12 protein-coding genes and 1 pseudogene are annotated in these 18094 nt (G+C 75.0%); 6 read left to right on the forward strand and 7 right to left on the reverse strand.

The features are described 5' to 3' along the window. The first annotated feature begins 86 nt into the window (after positions 1-86). From ACIRPP_RS05440 to ACIRPP_RS05450, 3 genes are all read left to right on the forward strand, one after another. The gene (locus ACIRPP_RS05440) at positions 87-1151 is read left to right on the forward strand and encodes a GNAT family N-acetyltransferase (RefSeq protein ID WP_403638148.1); all 1065 of its coding nucleotides are present in this window, start codon (positions 87-89) and stop codon (positions 1149-1151) included. A gap of 18 nt (positions 1152-1169) precedes the next feature. Then, positions 1170-2633, forward strand: coding sequence for a glycosyltransferase (locus ACIRPP_RS05445; protein ID WP_403638149.1), 1464 nt, complete (start codon positions 1170-1172; stop codon positions 2631-2633). A gap of 155 nt (positions 2634-2788) precedes the next feature. Next, entirely contained in the window at positions 2789-3544 is a 756-nt protein-coding gene (locus tag ACIRPP_RS05450; protein WP_403638352.1) for a polysaccharide deacetylase family protein, read from the forward strand. A 123-nt stretch (positions 3545-3667) separates the two neighbouring features. On the opposite strand, the gene ACIRPP_RS05455 is transcribed toward ACIRPP_RS05450, so the two are convergent. The 5 genes and pseudogenes from ACIRPP_RS05455 to ACIRPP_RS05475 form a co-directional block, all read right to left on the reverse strand. Continuing rightward, entirely contained in the window at positions 3668-4831 is a 1164-nt protein-coding gene (locus ACIRPP_RS05455; RefSeq protein WP_403638150.1) for a glycosyl hydrolase, read from the reverse strand. Then, a complete protein-coding gene (locus ACIRPP_RS05460) occupies positions 4828-5259 on the reverse strand; it encodes a hypothetical protein (protein ID WP_403638151.1) in 432 nt (143 codons plus the stop codon). The genes ACIRPP_RS05455 and ACIRPP_RS05460 overlap by 4 nt, the downstream gene beginning before the upstream one ends. Then, positions 5256-7070, reverse strand: coding sequence for a glycosyltransferase (locus tag ACIRPP_RS05465; protein ID WP_403638152.1), 1815 nt, complete (start codon positions 7068-7070; stop codon positions 5256-5258). Before ACIRPP_RS05465 ends, ACIRPP_RS05460 begins: the two co-directional genes overlap by 4 nt. Before the next feature lie 1793 nt (positions 7071-8863). After that, positions 8864-10426 (reverse strand): annotated as a pseudogene (locus ACIRPP_RS05470) (lipopolysaccharide biosynthesis protein); the annotation flags it as partial. Next, positions 10419-11609, reverse strand: a complete 1191-nt coding sequence (locus ACIRPP_RS05475) for a DegT/DnrJ/EryC1/StrS family aminotransferase (RefSeq protein ID WP_403638354.1) — start codon at positions 11607-11609, stop codon at positions 10419-10421. The pseudogene ACIRPP_RS05470 and the gene ACIRPP_RS05475, both read right to left, overlap by 8 nt. Before the next feature lie 359 nt (positions 11610-11968). On the opposite strand from ACIRPP_RS05475, the gene fahA reads away from it, so the two are divergent. Further along, positions 11969-13186, forward strand: coding sequence for a fumarylacetoacetase (gene fahA / locus ACIRPP_RS05480; RefSeq protein WP_403638153.1), 1218 nt, complete (start codon positions 11969-11971; stop codon positions 13184-13186). A 238-nt stretch (positions 13187-13424) separates the two neighbouring features. Continuing rightward, complete coding sequence (locus tag ACIRPP_RS05485) at positions 13425-14363, forward strand: M56 family metallopeptidase (RefSeq protein WP_403638154.1); 939 nt, start codon at positions 13425-13427, stop codon at positions 14361-14363. Between the two features lie 186 nt (positions 14364-14549). Here the strand turns inward: ACIRPP_RS05485 and recQ are convergent, their stop codons facing one another. Together recQ and ACIRPP_RS05495 are read right to left on the reverse strand one after the other, a co-directional pair. Next, complete coding sequence (gene recQ / locus ACIRPP_RS05490; protein ID WP_403638356.1) at positions 14550-16571, reverse strand: DNA helicase RecQ; 2022 nt, start codon at positions 16569-16571, stop codon at positions 14550-14552. Between the two features lie 124 nt (positions 16572-16695). Then, positions 16696-17151: a GNAT family N-acetyltransferase gene (locus tag ACIRPP_RS05495; protein WP_403638155.1), complete on the reverse strand. Its 456-nt coding sequence runs from the start codon at positions 17149-17151 to the stop codon at positions 16696-16698. 124 nt (positions 17152-17275) lie between these two features. Between ACIRPP_RS05495 and ACIRPP_RS05500 the strand changes: the two genes are divergently transcribed. Continuing rightward, entirely contained in the window at positions 17276-18079 is an 804-nt protein-coding gene (locus tag ACIRPP_RS05500; protein WP_403638156.1) for an SCO2525 family SAM-dependent methyltransferase, read from the forward strand. Positions 18080-18094 lie beyond the last annotated feature (15 nt).

The following is an 18094-nucleotide window of genomic DNA, read 5'->3' on the forward strand; positions in this document are numbered from 1 at the left end:
CTACCGGGCACGGTTCCCCGGCGGTACCTTCCAAGGGTCCAGGGGGGACTTGATCGGGGGGTCAGGTGAGCAGTGGACGCACGCGTGTGCTGAGGCCCGAGGAGCTCGGCGAGGGGGAACGGGAACGGTGGCGCGAGCTGCGCGCCACGGCGGACACACCACGCAATCCGTTCATGGAACCGGAATTCACCACGGTCGTGGGACGGGTACGGCCGCGCGCCCGGGTCGCGGTGGTGTACGAGGGCGCGGACCCGGCCGGGTTCCTGCCGTACGAGCACGGACCGTGGGGGCAGGGCCGGGCGATCGGCCTGGGGGTGTCCGACTGCCAGGGAGCGATCCTGCCTCCCGGGTCGGCGGTGGACCCCCGTGAACTGCTGCGCGCCTGCTCGGTGTCCAGCTTCGCCTTCGACAACCTGGAGGCGGACCAGGGGCTGTTCGTGCCGTACGCGGCCGAGGAGCACGCCACCTACGTCATCGACGTGGAGAAGGGGTACGAGACCTACGAGTCCGTGCTGCGCACCCAGTCGCCGAAGTTCCTGAAGACCACGCTGGCCAAGGAGCGCCGGCTCGGCCGCCAGGCCGGCCCGGTCCGGTTCGTCTTCGACGAGCGCGACCCGGCCGCGCTGCGCACGCTCATGGAGTGGAAGTCGGCGCAGTACCGCAGGACGGGCCGGCGCGACCGGTTCGCGCAGGAGTGGATCGCCCGGCTGGTGGCCCGGCTCGCGGAGACCCGGTCCGCCCAGTGCACGGGCACCCTGTCGGTGCTCTACGCCGGCGGCCGGCCCGTCGCCGCGCACTTCGGCCTGCGCTCGGCCACCGTGCTGGCCTGCTGGTTCCCGGCCTACGACCCGGAGTTCGCGAAGTACTCGCCGGGGCTGGTGCTGCACCTGCGGATGGCCGAGGCCGCCGCTGCCGAGGGGGTGGGCCTGCTCGACATGGGGCGCGGCCCGGCGGAGTACAAGGACTCGCTGAAGACGGGCGAACTCGCCGTCTACGAGGGGGCGGTGACCCGTCCGGGCACGGGCGCCGCGCTGCACTGGCTGAGCCGTGAGCCCGTACGCCGCGCGTACGGCTTCGTCCGCGCCCGCCCGCGGCTGGCGTCGCTGGCGTCGCGGACGCTGAAGGGCGCCGCACGGCTGCGCCGTCCGTGAGGGAGGGGAGGGGGACGCATGTCCCGCAGAACACGCACCGCCCAGGAGGAGATCCGCCGGTTCCTGGCCATCGGCGCCGTGCAGGTCGCGGAGGTGGACCTGCGCGGTGACGAGGCCGGCCTGAGACCCGGCCCCGGCAGCCCGCCGGTCACGCACGGCGAGGTGTTCGCCCTGGTCCGCCGCGACGGCCGGCCGGCGGGCACCCTGCTGGGGCACGTCCCGCGGGGCGCCGACCCGAGGACGGTGCTGGCCCGCCTCGCCCGTGAGGCGGTGCCGGACAGCCCGGCGGACGGGTCGTCGGCGCTCAGGCGCACCGGCGCGGAGGGGGCGCCGGGGGGCGGGGCCGGCCCGGGGGCACCGTCTGTGGGCGGGCACACCGGCACGGAGGCGCCGGCGGGGGCCGGGGCCGGCCCGGGAGCGCCGCCGCCGGGCCCACTCCGGCCGGGCCCGGGGACGCCGCCGCCGTACACGACGGTCGTCGTGGCCACCCGGGAGCGGGCCGGGCAGCTCGCCCGGGCCCTCGACTCCCTGCTCGCCCAGGACCACCCCCGGTTCGAGGTCGTCGTCGTCGACAACGCACCCGTGACCGACGAGACGCACGACCTGGTGCACCGCAAGTACGGGGAGCGCGTGCGCTACCTGCGCGAGCCGGTCCCGGGGCTGGCCGTCGCCCACAACGCGGGGCTCGCCCAGGCCCGTGGCGAGGTCGTCGCGTTCACCGACGACGACGTCGTCGCCGATCCCCGCTGGCTGACCGAGCTGACCGCGCCCTTCGCCGCCGACCCCCGGCTCGGCTGCGTCACCGGCCTGATCCTGCCCGCCCGGCTGCGGACCCCGGCCCAGGTGCTGCTGGAGAGCCACGGCGGCTTCGCGAAGGGCTTCACCCCGGCGACGTACGACCCGCGGGAACCGCCCCGCGACGAGCCGCTGTTCCCGTTCACCGCGGGCCGGTTCGGCTCGGGCGCGAACATGGCCTTCCGTACCGGCGTGCTGCGCGCGGTGGGCGGCTTCGACCCGGCCACCGGCGCCGGGACCCCGGCCCGGGGAGGCGACGACCTGTACGGCTTCGTCCGCGTCCTCGCCCAGGGGCACCGGCTGCGGTACACGCCGTACGCCCTGGTGTGGCACCACCACCGGGAGACCTGGGCCGACCTGGAGACCCAGGCGTACGGCTACGGTGCCGGGCTCACCGCCTACCTCACCGCGGTCCTCGTCGACCGCCCCGCGCTGCTGCCCGCGTTCCTCGCCCGGCTGCCGGGCGGGCTGGCCCACGCCCGCTCCCTGACCGCCGTACGCGACACCGACGGCGGGGGCACCCCGGGCGCCCACCACACCCGCACGCATCCCTGGCCCCGCCGGCTCTCCCGGCTGCAGCGCCGGGGCATGCTGTACGGACCGGTCGGTTACCTGCGCGCCCGCCGCGCCCTGCGGGACGCCGGATACCGGCGGCCGGACGCGGACAGCGGGAGGGGAACGCCATGACGACATCACCGCACGAGCCGGGCGGCACGGACGGAGAACCCCGCCCGGGGGACGGCGCGTCCGGGGAACCGGCACCGGACGGGGAACCGGCACCGGACGGGGAACCGGCACCGGACGGGGGCCCGGCCGTCCCCGTGTTCCTCTACCACGCCGTGATGGACGACCCGCCGGACTGGATCGCCGAGTTCACCGTCACACCACGGCAGTTCGCGGCCCATCTCGACGCCGTCGTGGACAGCGGCCGCACCCCCGTCACCATCAGCGCCCTCGCCGACCACCTGGCCGGGCGGGCGCCGCTGCCGCCCCGGCCGGTGCTGCTCACCTTCGACGACGGGTTCGCCGACCTGCCCGGCCCCACCGCCGAGGCACTCGCCGCGCGGGCCCTGCCCGCCACCGCGTACCTCACCACCGGCGCCCTCGCGTCCGGGGGCGGGAGTCTGCTGCCGCCCGGCCCGATGATGGGCCTGGACCAGGTGGCCGGCCTGGAGGACGCGGGCATGGAGGTGGGCAGCCACACCGTCACCCACGCCCAGCTGGACACCCTGACCGCCCGCCGGCTCCGTGCCGAACTGGCCGACTCCAAGGCGGTCCTGGAGGACGCCCTCGGGCACCCGGTGCCCCACCTCGCCTACCCGCACGGCTACAACAGCCCCCGGGTGCGGGCCATGACGGCCCGGGCCGGGTACGAGACGGCCACCGCGGTGCGGCACGCGCTCAGCTCGGTCCGGGACGAGCCGTACCGCATCTCCCGGCTCATCGTCCGCCGCAGCCACACCCTCGCCGACGTGGAGGACTGGCTGGCGGGCAGGGGCGCGCGGGTCGCCCCCTACCGGGACGGCCCGAAGACGGTCGGCTGGCGCTGGTACCGGCGGGCCCGGGCGGCGGTGCGCGGCCCGGAGTTCGCCGGCTGATCCGGCACGGCGGGGCGGGCCGGGCCGGCTGGGCGTGTGCCGCGGTGCGGCGGGCCTGGCCGGCCCGTCGGGGCCTGCGCCGCGTCCGGCGGGCCGGAAGCCGTGCACCGGCCCGCCGCCGGGTCACTTCCGCGGCTGGTTCAGATACGGGTCGGCCACCGCCTCGCGCAGGCTGTCCCACGCCGCGTCGCCCGCCACGGCGAGGTTGCAGTGCGGTCCGGGGTCCCGGTGGTTCCACTGCAGGGCCGCCTTGACGCCGTCCAGGTCCTTCAGCACGCCGGGGACCTCGGCGTACCACTCGGCCTGACGGTCCGGGCGGTCCGCGTCGGCGGCCGTGCCGAACTCGGAGAGCATGAGCGGCTTCTCGTCGGAGATGTTCGCCCGCACCCACTCATGCGTGGCCCGCTGGGTCTGCGCGAAGCCGAGCCACTCCGTCTTGTGGCAGCGGTAGTAGTTGTACTGGTTGTAGCCGATCCAGTCGACGTACGCGTCGCCCGGATACATCCGCTCGAACAGGTCGGCGTGGCCGAGGTAGCCGGTGATGATCCAGGTCCACACGACGTTGTCGACGCCCAGCTCCCGGAACCGGTCGTGGATGTGCCGGTACGCCGCCACGTACTCCGCCGGGGTGCCGTTGGCCGGAGTGCGGGTGTCCATCTCCAGGTCGAAGGAGAGGAACACCTTCTTCCCGGTGCGCTCCCCGTACTCCTTGACGCGCCGGGCCTGGACGTCGATGACGGTGTCGTCCAGTTTCCCGGACGCGATCTGCTTCCACGTGGGCTGCTGCTGCTTCGTGCCGCCCCACCACTTGCTCTCCCAGGAGAGCAGCAGCATCCGGTCCGCACCGACCGCCTGCTCCTCCGGGCTGAGCAACTGCCCCTCCCGGCGGGTGCCTTCGGGCAGCGACATGTCGTGGTACGTGTACACGATGTCCAGCTTGCGGCCCACGCGCTTCTCGTAGGCCGCCACCTTCTGTGCGAGGTCGTGGCGTTCGTGCGGCACGAACGCGCCGAACCAGGCGCCGCACGGCGGCTCCAGCAGATCGGTGGGACGGCACTCGTCCTGTGCCGAGGCGTCCGGCGGTCCGGAGGCGTTCCGCAGGGCGAGCAGCGCGACCAGGACGGCACTGACGACCACCGCCGACGTCACCAGCAGCCGGCGGCGCGCCGACGCGGGCCGTGCCCGGGCGCCGCGGTGCCGGCCGGCACCGGCGGTGTCCGGGTCGGTGGGGGCCGGCGTACCACGCAGGGCGGCGGTGATGCGGCGCGGGAGACGGGCGAACCTCACAGAGCGGAACCCTTCCGTGTCCTCGGCGCCGGCGGGGAGCCGCCCGGTCGCGGGCAGAACGCGGCGAGCGTCGTCAGCACCGTCAGGGCCAGCAGCACCCGCTGGGCGCTGAAGGTGTGGGTGGCGATCAGCACCGTGGCGACGATCATCACCGCGCCGAGGCTGCCGAACACCACGAGCATCAGCCGTTCGAGCAGGTCGGAGTGGTGGGCGAAGCGCGGGTCGCGCCGGTCGACCGGCCCCTGCGCGGGCCGCACGCGCAGCGCCGGGCCACAGGCGCCGACCAGGGCCGCGCCCGGCCCCGCCGCCAGGAACGCGACGACGGCCGCGCCCCGCAGCGGCGAACCGCCGGGCAGCGCCAGCGAGGCCAGTGCCAGCCAGCCGCCGAACGGCGGCAGCATCCGGACGACGAGATCCTGTGGTGTCATCGCTCCGTCCCTCCCTCGGGGCGCAGTTCGTAGACCGTCCCGGCGCTGTTCCCGGCCACCCGCCGGAAGCGGGCCGACGCCGCGACCGACCGCTCGATGCCCGTCAACTGGGCCTCGGTGAGCTGCCCGTTCATCGTGGAGTTGGCGAGCTGCCCCTGGGAGAACAGCAGGTAGGCCCGGCCGGGGCCGTCCAGCCCGGCCATGTCCTCGGCCAGGGTCCCGGCCGGGTCCGCCACGATCCGGTCGATGTGGGACCGCTCGTCGTCCAGGAACCAGTAGTGGTCGATGTCCCCGTACGAGGCGTAGGCGAGCGGGTAGTTGCGGTTGGCGGCGACGACCAGCGAGCCCTCGGGGGCCTCGTCGAAGAGCTGCTGCACGAGCGCCACTTCCTGCGGCGGGAAGTAGTTGATGCGGTCCTTGCCGGAGTAGCTCGGCACGAACGCGAGCGTCCCCGCGACGAGGACGACCGGCGCGACCCACGCGGCGAGGCCCCGCCGCACCGCGGACCGCCCCCGAGAACCGGCCGGCCCGGCCGGGGCGGGCGACGCCTCGGCGGCCAGCGTGCGCACCTTCGGCAGCAGGGCCGCCGCGGCGAAGAAGGCGGCACCGGGCAGCATGAACATCAGCACCCGGAAGATCATCTCGCTTCCGTAGCTGCTCGCCACCAGCATCGGCAGGGGCGCCGCTGCGATCAGCAGCAGGGGCATCGCCCGGTGCCGCAGCACCCGTTGCCGCCAGATCCCGGCCACCGCCAGCAGCAGGACCGAGCCCGACAGCAGGCGGGCCGCCCACGAGGTGGCGACGGCTCCGGTGCCGGTCGGTGTGGTGCCGTAGCCGGTCGACACGTTGCCACCGACGTCGCCGACGGAGCGGATCATGTCCGGCATCGCGGCGGACAGGAAGGGCAGCGCCGCGGTCAGACACCAGGCGAGGAAGATCACGACCGTGGTGACCACGGGCACCCAGTCCCGGTGGCGGCGCAGCAGGCACAGCGCGAGCAGCGACACCACGAGCATGCCCGGGGTGAGCTGGTGGGAGATGACGATCGCCGTCACCATCACCACGATCACCGCGGTCCACACCGCCTGCCCCCGCCGCCGGGCGCCGCCGGAGCGGCCGTACCGGCGCAGCACCACGGCCAGCACCCCCAGGTGCAGCGCGAACGCCACCGACTGCGGGGAGAAGTAGTCCTGGCCCACCCAGTTGGCCACGAAGAACAGCCACACCCCGGTCCAGATCAGCCGCCGGTCCTCGGTGAACGTGCGGTAGATCAGCAGCAGCGGGAGCAGCAGCATCAGGCTGGACGCCAGCGGCCACCACGCCATGTACATCGCCGCGGAGTCCACGCCCAGCAGCCGCACCAGCGCGGCCTGGGCGGCGAAGAAGCCGGGCCACTGGTCGTAGACCGCCATGTCGCCGACCTCGGCGGCGGTCTGGAGACCGCCCGCGGTCAGCAGGTGGTCGACGACACCGTCGTGCTTCCACGCCCAGGCGTACAGCGGGGTCGGGTAGAGCACGGCCTGGGTGGCCCGCTCCATCACCAGCAGCCCCAGCACGTACGCCGCGGACCAGCCGCCGGGCCGGCGCGGATCGCGCACGGTGAGCCAGAAGCCGGCGGTCAGCACCGCCAGCCCGGCCCAGAACGCCGGGTGCAGCGCGGTGACCAGGCCGAAGTCGTCCAGCGCCGACACGTCGGTGTGCCGGACCGCGTACCCCCACAGGGCGAGCGCCGCGGCCAGCGGCACGAGGGGCCAGGCGGCGAGGGCGCGGCGCCCGGACCACACGGGCGGCAGGTCGGACAGGTCCGTCACACGTTCATGGGCGGGGCTCGACGACTCCGGGGAGGGACGGGACTGGGACGCAGTCCACCCGCCCGACGCGAGCGCTTCGGACGCTTGCGGTGCGGACGCTTGCGGATCGGACGCGTGCGGTGCGGACTCCCGCGGCTCACGAGGTGCCTCGGACGACACGTCGGGCAGGGACGACGACACGTCCGGGACGGACCCGGATGCCGGGGACTGCTCCGGTGCGGACCCCTCCGGGGTCGCGGCGGCGGAAACCGGCACCGAGGTGTTCTCCGGCGCGGGTTCGGGCCCGGATCTCTCGCGTGGAGTGGCTGGCGGACGCACGGTGGTTCCCCCCTGGCGGTTCGGCTCTGACGACGTGTTCAGTCCTCGGACGGGCCGGACGGCCGTCTTCTGTCGGGCAGGCCCCCGGCGGATCCGTCCCGGTGGGACGGGCGGAGGAGCGGGCGGAGCAGCCGGAGCACGCGGTCCGGCAGTGACGAGGCCGCCACGGCACGGAACACCGGCACGAGCAGGACGAGGACGGCGAGCAGGACGGGCGCGGCCGGCGCGAGCACGTCCCGCCCCACCCAGCCGCCCACCGCCACGAGATACAGGACCCCCCAGCGCCTCGCCCACGACAGCCGCCCGCCCGCGCACGCGAGCAGCAGCCACAGCGGGACGAGGCACAGCAGCAGGCAGACCGCCGGCGTCCACCGCAGCAGCGGTCCGGGCCCGCCGAACCCCACCGCATCCGCGACAAAACCGGCCGTCCTGGAATACAACGCCCCGTCCACCGCCCGCGGTTCCCGGCCGAGGGCGATCGGCGCGGCGTGCAGGGCGACGAGGGCCGACCCCAGCGCGGCGGCCGAGAGCCACGGCGCCGGACGCAGGCACAGCGTCACCGAGGCGACGAAGACGAGGAGCAGCACTCCCCCGGCGGCCAGCGCGGGCAGCGGCAGTTCGTTCAGCAGCTGACGCCCGGTGAGGTCGCCTCGCGGCGGGTCGCCGAGCCAGGGCAGCGGGCGCAGGGCCGCCCAGAAGACGAGCGTGGCAAGCCCGAGCACGGCCCACAGGGCGCCCCTGAGGAAACGGTCGGGATCACGGGTGCCGGGGCGGGGCTCCGGCCTCAGGTCCGCGGCGGGCGGCGCGTCGTCCCACGGCGTGCTGCTCGCCTCGACGGGCGCCTCCCGCTCCCAGGAGGACAGCACCGCGGGCAGCTCGGGGGGCGGTGCCTCGGCGGCCCGGGCGGGACGGGGCGCGGCCGGGTCCGCCTCCGGGCGGGGGCGTGGCGGCTCCCCGCCCTGGGGCGGTTCCTGGGCACGGACCGCTTCCCGGTCCGGGGGCTCGTCGTGGACCCGCGCCGCGGCACGGACCGGTTCCGGGCCCCGGACGGCCTCTGCGTCCCGGACCGGCTCTGCCTCCCAAACCGATTCCGCGTCCCAGACCGGTTCCGCGTCCCGGACCCCTTCCGCGTCCCCGGCCATCTCCTCGCCCCGAGTCGGCCCCTCACCCTCAGCAGACCCCGCGTCCCGGGCCACCTCCCGGTCGCGGATCTCCGCAGCGTCCCGCACCCCCACCACGTCGTGAGCCCGGGCCACCCCCGCATCGTGGGCCCGGGCCACCTCCGCGCCGTGGGCCCGGGCTGCCCCCTCATCGCCGTCCCCGGTCCCGCCGTCCGCCTGCTCCCGGTCCCGCTCGCGGTCCCGGTCATGAACGCGATCCCGGTCCCCGTCATGAGCGCGATCCCGGTCCCCGTCATGAACGCGATCCCGGTCCCGAGCGCGTTCCTGGTCATCGGCCCGGCCCCGGTCGCGGTCCCCTCCCCCGCGCGTCGGCTGCTGCGGCCGTACGACGAGCGCCAGGGTGTCGGCCTGGAGCGCCTCCCGCTCGTAGCCGGGGCTGCCGATGAAGAGGGTGACCGTGTCCTCCCCGTCGTCCTCGTCTGCGCCCCTGCCCTCGTAGGCGGCCCGGCGGGCCCAGCCCGTGCCGTATCCGGCGGTGGCGTTCAGCCGGGCCCAGCGGGTGCCGTAGACGGGGGCGGCCGGCGCCAGGTCCGCCGGAGCGGCCGGACCCCCGCGCAGCGCCGACCGCAGGCCGAACACCGAGACGACCGCGATCAGCGACATGCTGATCAGCACCGCCCAGCCCGCGCCGGATATCCCCGCCGGGGTGAACAGCACGGCCGCGCTGCCCAGGACCAGCACGCACATCGCGCCCTGGAGGGCGGCGAGCACTCCGGTGCGCCCCTGCACCCGCAGCACCCCGATGTACAGCTCCACGACGACCCGGGGCAGGGCCCCCAGCGCGAGCAGCCTCAGCACGGTCGAGCCGTGTTCCGCGTAGTCGGGGCTGAAGGGGGTGAGGATCTGTTCCGCGAAGACGACCAGGACCAGCACCACCGGCACCAGCAGCAGGGCCATCCGCCGCAGGGCGCCGCGTACGCCGTCGGCGAGCTGCCGCGGGTCGTGCGAGGCGTGCGCGGTGAGCGACGAGGCCATGTTGATGGCCATGAACTCCATGGTCCCGCCGACGGTGTAGGCCACGTAGAAGTAGCCGTTCTCGGCGGCGCTGAAGCGGACCGCGACCATCACCGGCAGCAGGTTGATCATCGCGAGGCTGAACAGCGCGCCGAGCGAGTCGCCCGCCAGGAAGCGGCCCATGGAGCGGAACCGGGGCGGCTCGACGTCGCGGTCGGCGGCGGCCTGGCGCGGGATGAGGCGGCGGAAGATCAGCCAGCCGAGGGGCAGGGTGGAGAAGGCGATCGCCACGGCCCAGGAGACGAAGATGCCGAGCACCGGCAGCGCACCGGCGAAGACGGCCAGCAGGGCCAGCTTGCCGAGGGAGAACACGGCGTTGCCCGCCGGCACCCACTCGGCCTTGCGCAGGCCCGTCAGCACACCGTCCTGGAGCGTCAGCAGGGCCCAGGCCACGCACGCGGCGACGAACAGGGCCCCCGCCAGCGGGGTGCCGAGGGGTTCGTACGACGCGCCCCACTGGTCGAGCGTGAGCAGGAAGACGCCCGCGGCCAGGGCGACGACCAGCGAACTCGCCCCGTACACGCCCCACACGAGGCGGGCGGTCTCCCGCCCGGCCCGGGGCACGAAGCGCACCACGGCGCCGATCATCGTGGTCGCCGTGATGCTGGCGAGCAGCCGCATCGCGGCGATCGCGGCGGACCCCTGGCCGACGGCGTCCTCGGAGTAGTACCGCGCCGCCACCAGCCAGAAGCCCAGGCCGAGGACGGCGGACACCCCGGTGCTGAGCATGAGGAAGTAGGCGTTCTTGAACAGCGAGTCGGAGCCCGTGGCGCGGGCGGCGGGCTCCGGCCGCCCGCCGCCGGGGCGCACCGCGGCGGGCTCGTGGACCCGGGTGTCAGCCACCGGCTTCCCGCTCCCTGGGCACCGGCCCCGGACGCCGGGTGAGCGCCCGCGGTGGTTCGGCGGGCCGGATCCCGGACCGCTCCAGCACGTCGAGAGCCTCGCGGGCCCGCAGCGGGTCCACGGGCAGGGCGTGCCGGGCGAACCAGCGGGCCGCCTCGGGCGCCGGGGACGGATCGGTGAACTCCGCGCCCGCGTAGTCGTCCAGCGGCGGATCGTAGAGGTAGCCGACGACGATGCCGCGGCGCGCCAGCGCGGCCGTCGCCGCGTCCCGGTCGGCGACCAGCAGCGGCACCCGGAACAGCGGCTGCACGGTGCTGCCCGCGCGCGGGCGGGCCCATCGCGACGACAGCAGCAGTTCGGTGCCGGCCCGGGAGGCGGCGAGGATCCCGTCGAGCCGGCCGAGCCGCCGGCCGATCCGGCGCAGCCGCACCGGGCCCGGCTCCAGCCGGTAGTCGTGCATGTCGACGCGCACCCACGCGTCGTGCGCGCCGAGGCCGGGGGCGGCGTCCGCGGCGCGGCTCAGCTCCCGCGGGCGCAGGGGCATCCGGATGCCCTCGCGCTCGGTGAGCCCCAGCAGGCCCATCGTGGCCCAGGCGGCCCGGCGCAGCCCGAGGCCCCGCACCGCGGCCTCGGCGTACGGCCGGACCGCGTAGGTGAGTTCGGACCGGGCGCGGCGTGGGACCAGCAATTCGTCGCGGGCCGCGCGCAGCACGTCGGCGAGGTCCGGGTCGGCGACTGCCAGCATGCCGCCCGCCTTGGCGTCGACATGCTTGGAAAGGCTGAAAACCGACGCGTCGCCCCAGGCCCCGACCGGCCGCCCGCCGACCTCGCTGCCGATGGCGTGCGCCGCGTCCTCGAACAGCGGGATGCCCAGTGAGGCGCACCGCGCGCGCAGGCGCGGCGCCGGGTCCGGGTTGCCGTAGAGGTTCGTGGTGAGCACGGCGGAGAGCGAGCCCCACACGTCGGCGGGCACGGCATCGAGGTCGATGGACGCGTCGAACGGGTTCAGTGGGGCCTGCACCGGCCGCAGTCCGGCGGCCAGCACGACGAAGAAGATGACGTCGTCGTTGACCGGCGACATCAGGACCCTGCCGCCGGGCGGGCACCAGTGACGCAGCGCCACGTACAGCCCGAGCCGGCACGACGGCATGTACACGCATTCCCGGCCGAGCCGGTCACGCAGGGTGTCCTCCAGCCGTCGTGGCTGGGCACCCGGACGCACCGAACCCGGACCGGCCTCCCCAATGGCCATCCGCCCCCCTGAGGTGCCGTCGGAAAACCCCCTCCCCGAGGCCTTCCGGCACCTGCCCAGAGTCGCCCCGTTCGCACCGCTCCGTCAAGATTGCGTCGCGTCCTGTGGATAACTTCCGGTACGCAAGTGACGTCCTGCGCGGGCCCGTCCGCGCCCGCACGCCGCCCGCCCGCCCCGTCCGCCACCGCGCCACCACGACGGCTCTGCCCAAGACAGGGGTGTCCCCCGTAACGTGTGGCACGGCCACGGACACGTGGAGCACTGCGCACACGAAAGCGAGGCAGCACCCGATGCCCCCCTTCGATGTCCCCGAGGGCGATCCCTTCGGCCCGCACAATTTGCCGTACGGCGTGTTCTCGCCCCCCGGCTCGTCGGAGCGGACCGTCGGCGTCCGGCTCGGCGACCACGTCCTCGACGCCGGAGCCGCCGCCCACGCGCTCGGCTCCCCGTACGCCTCCCTGCTGGCCCGGCCGACCCTCAACGCCCTGCTGGCGGCGGGCCGGACGGCCTGGTCGGACGTGCGGCGGGCGATCACCGCGTGGGTGACCGTCCCGGCGCACCGGGAGACCGTGGAGCCGCTGTTCCACCCCCTGTCCGCGGTGACCCTGCACCTGCCCTTCGAGGTCGCGGACTACGTGGACTTCTACGCCTCCGAGAACCACGCGCGGAACGTGGGCCGGATGTTCCGCCCCGACGCCCCGGACTCGCTCACGCCCAACTGGAAGCACCTGCCGATCGGCTACCACGGCCGCGCCGGCACGGTGGTGGTGTCCGGCACCGAGGTGGTGCGTCCCGCGGGCCAGCGCAAGACGCCCGCCGACGACGCCCCGGTCTTCGGCCCGTCCGTCCGGCTGGACATCGAGGCCGAGGTCGGATTCGTCGTCGGTGTGCCGTCCGAGCAGGGGCGCCCGGTGCCGCTCGGCGCCTTCCGGGACCACGTGTTCGGCCTGTGCCTGCTCAACGACTGGTCCGCGCGCGACGTCCAGGCCTGGGAGTACGTGCCGCTCGGCCCGTTCCTCGGCAAGTCCTTCGCGACCTCGGTGTCCGCGTGGATCACCCCGCTCGACGCCCTGGACGAGGCCCGGGTGGCGCCGCCGGAGCGCACCCACGACCTGCTGCCCTACCTGGACGACCGGCAGGAGGAGCCCGGCGGTTACGACCTGCGTATCTCCGTCGCCCTCAACGGCCACGTCGTCTCCGAGCCGCCCTTCTCCACCATGTACTGGACGGCCGCGCAGCAGCTCGCCCACATGACGGTGAACGGCGCGTCCCTGCGCACCGGCGACCTGTACGGCTCCGGCACGGTCAGCGGACCCACCGAGCGGGAACGCGGATCGCTGCTGGAGCTGACCTGGAACGGCCGCGACCCGCTGGAACTGCCCGACGGCAAGCGGACGTTCCTTCAGGACGGGGACGAGGTGACCCTGACGGCCTGGGCGCCCGGTCCCGGCGGGGTGCGCGTCGGACTGGGCGAGGTCACCGGCCGGGTGGTGCCCACGCCGTCCTGACCGGACCGTTCCCACGGGTCGGCCGGACCACAACCGACCGTTCCCGCGGGGCCGGCCGGACCGGAACCGGCCGACCCCTGCCTCGCACCGCCCCGCGCCGTCATACTGGGCGTCGGGCGGTGCGGACGGTCCGGCCGGCAGCCCGCGGCCCCCCGCGCACCCGCCCCGCGCCCCCCGCTGTGTCCCGACCCGCTGTGTCCCGAGCCGCCCTCTTCCGAGAAGATCCGGAGTCCGTGGCATGACCGTCTGCCTGCTCCTGCTGAGCTTCGTCGCCGTGACGGCCGCCGTCCCCGTCCCCCGGGCGCTGACCCGGGCGAAGTGGCCGGAGCGGGAGCCGGTGGTGGGCCTGTGGGTGTGGCAGTGCCTGGTCGCCACCGTCCTGCTGTGCTGTGTGACCGCGCTCGCCCTGGGCGCCGCCGCCGTGTTCGGCACCGTCCGCGCCCAGCTCTTCGCCCCGGCCCCGCCCGCGGTGACCGCCGCCTACGACCTGTCGTCCGCGCCGGCCTGGGCGGTCGTCCTCACGGTGCTGCTGGCCTGCGGGGCCGCCTGGACGACGGCCATGCTCGCGCGGGAGCTGTTCGAGGCCCGCCGGCGCCGCGCCCGGGCCCGCGCCCACCTGCGGGAGCGGGCGCCGGACCTGCCCGCCGGGCTGCCCCGGGCCCGGGGCCCGCTGCTGGTGCTGGAGGACGAGTACCCCGACGCCTGGTGGATGCCGGGCAGCCCGGCACGGCTCGTCGTCACCACCGGCGCGCTGCACCGCCTCACCGACCACCAGCTCGACGCCGTCCTCACCCACGAGCGCGGTCACGCCCGGGCCCGCCACGACTGGCTGCTGCACCTGTCCACCGCGCTCGCCACCGGATTCCCGCGCGTCCCCCTGTTCGCGCACTTCTGCGACCAGACCCACCGCCTGGTCGAACTGGCCGCCGACGACACCGCCTCGCGCCGCTGCGGTCACCTGACGACGGCCCTGGCGCTGATCGAGCTGAACCAGCACCGCGGGGTGCTGTCCTGCGCCTCCAGTCACCGCCTGCTCGGCGAGCGCGTCGACCGCCTGCTGCAGCCGCCGCCCCGCCTCGGCCGCCGTGACCGTGCCCTGACCACGACGGCGGCGGCGCTGGTCCCTCTGGTGCCCCTGCTGATCACCTTCGCGCCGGGCCTGACCGCGCTGCCGTAGCCGAGGGCGGCGGGCATCCGCGCATGGGCACCGGGACGGCGCCGGGCGGACCGCGCCGCGCCCTTGACCTCCGCGGGGCGGCCCCAAGGGGCACCCCGGGAGTCCGTCCCGCCCCAGGGCGCACCCCCGCCCCTGGGCGCACTCCTGGATCCCGCCCCTGGGCGCACTCGGGGTCTTTCCCAGGGGTCACTCCCAGGGGTCGGGTTCCGGCTCCTCCTCGGGCCAGGCGTCGTCCGGTCCCGGGGCACGGGCACCGGCGCCGCGCGGGGCCGCGCCGGGGGCGTCCGAAGCCGTGCCGTGGGCGTCCGGGTCCGCGGCGGGCGGGGCGGACAGCCCGGCCAGCACCTCCAGCACGCCCTCGCCGTAGGTCGCCAGCTTCTTCTCGCCGACGCCGCCGATCCCGCCGAGCTCGGCCACCGACGTGGGGCGGGCGGTGGCGATCTCCCGGAGGGTGGCGTCGTGGAAGATGACGTACGCCGGGACGCCCTGCTCGCGGGCCTGCTCCGCGCGCCAGGCGCGCAGCGCCTCGAAGACCGGGACCAGCTCCTCGGGCAGTTCCGCGGCGGCCCGGGCCTTGCGCTCGCCCCGCCCGGAGCCCGCAGCGCCGCCGCGCGCCTTCGCCGTGGCCGGCCGCTTCGGCTCCTTGCGCAGCGGCACCTCCCGCTCGCGCCGCAGCACCGCCGAGCTGGCCTCGGTCAGCACCAGCGTGCCGTAGTCGCCCTCGACGGCGAGCAGGCCCTGGGCCAGCAGCTGGCGGACCACGCCCCGCCACTCGCCCTCGTCGAGCTCCTCGCCGATGCCGAACACGGACAACTGGTCGTGGTCGAACTGGATGACCTTGGCCGTCCGCCGCCCGAGCAGGATGTCCACGATCTGCACCGCGCCGAACTTCTGCCCGCGCTCCCGCTGCAGCCGCACCACGGTGGACAGCACCTTCTGCGCCGCCACCGTGCCGTCCCAGGTCTCCGGCGGGTTGAGGCAGGTGTCGCAGTTGCCGCACGCCTCCCCGCCGGGCTCCTGGCCGAAGTAGGCGAGCAGCTGGCCGCGCCGGCAGCGGGCCGTCTCGCACAGGGCGAGCATCGCGTCCAGGTGCTGGGCGGCCCGGCGCCGGAACGCCTCGTCGCCCTCGCCGGTCTGGATCAGCTTGCGCTGCTGGATGACGTCGTTCAGCCCGTAGGCCATCCACGCCGTGGACGGCAGGCCGTCCCGCCCCGCGCGCCCGGTCTCCTGGTAGTAGCCCTCGACCGACTTGGGCAGGTCGAGGTGGGCGACGAACCGGACGTCGGGCTTGTCGATGCCCATGCCGAAGGCGATGGTCGCCACCACCACCAGTCCGTCCTCCCGCAGGAAGCGCGCCTGGTGCGCGGCACGCGTCCCCGCGTCGAGCCCCGCGTGGTAGGGCACCGCCTCCACCCCGTTGCGCGAGAGGAACTCGGCGGTCTTCTCCACGGAGTTGCGGGACAGGCAGTAGACGATGCCCGCGTCGCCGGCGTGCTCCTCGCGCAGGAACTGCAGCAGCTGCTTCTTCGGGTCGGCCTTGGGGACGATGCGGTACTGGATGTTGGGCCGGTCGAAGCTGGCCACGAAGTGCCGGGCGTCCGGCATCCCCAGCCGCTCGGTGATCTCGCGGTGCGTGGCGTGCGTGGCCGTGGCCGTGAGCGCGATGCGGGGCACGTCCGGCCACCGCTCGCCGAGCAGCGACAGCATGAGGTAGTCCGGGCGGAAGTCGTGTCCCCACTGGGACACGCAGTGCGCCTCGTCGATCGCGAAGACGGAGATCTTGCCGCGCGAGAGCAGGTCCAGCGTGCCCTCCAGCCGCAGCCGCTCCGGCGCCAGGTACAGCAGGTCCAGCTCCCCGGCGAGGAACTCGGCCTCGACCACCCGGCGCTCGTCGAAGTCCTGCGTCGAGTTCATGAACCCGGCGCGCACCCCGAGCGCCCGCAGGGCGTCCACCTGGTCCTGCATCAGCGCGATCAGCGGGGATACCACCACGCCCGTACCCGGTCTGACCAGGGCCGGGATCTGGTAACACAGCGATTTGCCGCCGCCGGTGGGCATGAGCACCACGGCATCGCCGCCGGCGACCACGTGCTCGATCACGGCCTCCTGCTCACCGCGGAAGGTCTCGTACCCGAACACCCGGTGCAGCGTGTCCCGCGCCTCGCTCTCCGTCACTGCCATCTCGGCGATACCGCCCATCCCGCCCATCGACCCGTCCCCCGTGCGTCGTCCCTCGACCACTGCGTCCACGATAGGCGTCCGCGCCGACAGGCCCGGAGTTTTCCACAGGCGCCCGGCTCGGACGCCCTCGTCGGCCGTGCGGGAAGCGCCCTCACCGCCGCGTCGGGCCGAGCGCCAGGACCAGGCGGTCCGCGCCCGTCCCGTAGTAGTCCGCGCGCCGCCCCACCTCGGTGAACCCCAGGCCGCGGTAGAGCGCCAGCGCCGAGTCGTTGGCCGGTTCGACGGTCAGCCGGATCTCCTCGGCGCCGTCCTCCCGCAGCCCGTCCACGCACGCGCGCAGCAGTTCGCGCCCCCAGCCGCACCCGCGCGCCGCGCGCGTCACGCCCAGGGCCAGGACCCAGCCGCGGCGTCCGTCCGACGTCCGGGCGGCGACCGCGTATCCGACGAGGCCGTCGCCGTCGTCGTCCAGGACGAGCATCCGGGCTCCGCAGAGGTCGTGGAGCTGCCGCAGCACGAAGTACGGGTAGGCCCAGTCCGGGAACAGCTCCTCGTCGAGGCGGGCCAGCGCGGCCAGGTCGCTCTCCCTCATCGGTCTCATGTGCACCATGGGTCTCTCCCGATTCCTCGTTCACCGCCGTATGCGCTGTGTGCTCCCCGCGTGCGCCCCCGTGCTCCCGGGGATGTCCGGCGGACCTCCGGACACGGCCGCCCCGGTCCCCTACTCTCGACGGGTGGATCGACACGCGACGCACGGAGCAGCGGAACCACGAACCGCCCCCCTCGTCGAGGCCGAGGCCCCCCGCTGGGACGCCTTCGATCCGGACGCCTACGTCCGCCAGAACTATCTTCGGCTCCACCCCGCGGACGCCGCGATCCTGCGGGCCGGCCGCGACCACCTGTGCCGGCACTTCGGCCGCCACGGCCTGCCCGCGCCGCTCACCGGCATCGACGTGGGCGCCGGGGCCAACCTCTACCCGACGCTGATGCTGCTGCCGTGGTGCAAGGAGATCACCCTCCTCGACTTCGCCGAGAACAACGTGGCCTGGCTGCGCAACACCCTGCACCGGGACCAGTCCTACGGTCCGAACTGGGACCCCTTCTGGGACGTGCTGCGCGGCCGCAGCCCCTACGCGGAGATCACGGACCCCCGCGGCCACCTCCGGGGCAGCACGCGCATGGAGACGGGCGACGTGTTCGAACTCCCCGAGTCCCGCTGGGACATAGGGACGATGTTCTTCACCGCCGAGTCCATCACCGCCTCGGTCACCGTGTTCCAGGAGGCCGTGCGCTGCTTCGTCCGCTCCCTGCTGCCGGGCGCCCCCTTCGCCGCCGCCTTCATGGCCGAGTCACGGGCCTGCTACTACGTGGGCCGGGAGCGCTACCCGTCCTGCGACGTCGACGAGCACACGGTGGCCGCCGCCTTCGGACCGTACGCCGACGGCCTGCGCATCCGGCGCTTCCGGCAGGGGCACGCGTTGCGGGACGGCTACGAGGGAATGATCCTGGCCTGCGGCCGGCGCCGGACCACCCGGTAGGACGCACGGACGAGT

The sequence above is a fragment of the Streptomyces sp. NPDC101219 genome (assembly GCF_044767675.1).
Classification (GTDB): domain Bacteria; phylum Actinomycetota; class Actinomycetes; order Streptomycetales; family Streptomycetaceae; genus Streptomyces.

Bases quoted from the DNA above. Each gene is read 5' to 3' on its own strand.
- ACIRPP_RS05445 (WP_403638149.1), top strand. From the start codon at position 1,170: ATGTCCCGCAGAACACGCACCGCCCAGGAGGAGATCCGCCGGTTCCTG.
- ACIRPP_RS05450 (WP_403638352.1), top strand. From the start codon at position 2,789: ATGGACGACCCGCCGGACTGGATCGCCGAGTTCACCGTCACACCACGG.
- ACIRPP_RS05460 (WP_403638151.1), bottom strand. From the start codon at position 5,259: ATGACACCACAGGATCTCGTCGTCCGGATGCTGCCGCCGTTCGGCGGC.
- fahA (WP_403638153.1), top strand. From the start codon at position 11,969: ATGCCCCCCTTCGATGTCCCCGAGGGCGATCCCTTCGGCCCGCACAAT.
- ACIRPP_RS05485 (WP_403638154.1), top strand. From the start codon at position 13,425: ATGACCGTCTGCCTGCTCCTGCTGAGCTTCGTCGCCGTGACGGCCGCC.
- recQ (WP_403638356.1), bottom strand. From the start codon at position 16,571: ATGGGCGGGATGGGCGGTATCGCCGAGATGGCAGTGACGGAGAGCGAG.
- ACIRPP_RS05495 (WP_403638155.1), bottom strand. From the start codon at position 17,151: ATGGTGCACATGAGACCGATGAGGGAGAGCGACCTGGCCGCGCTGGCC.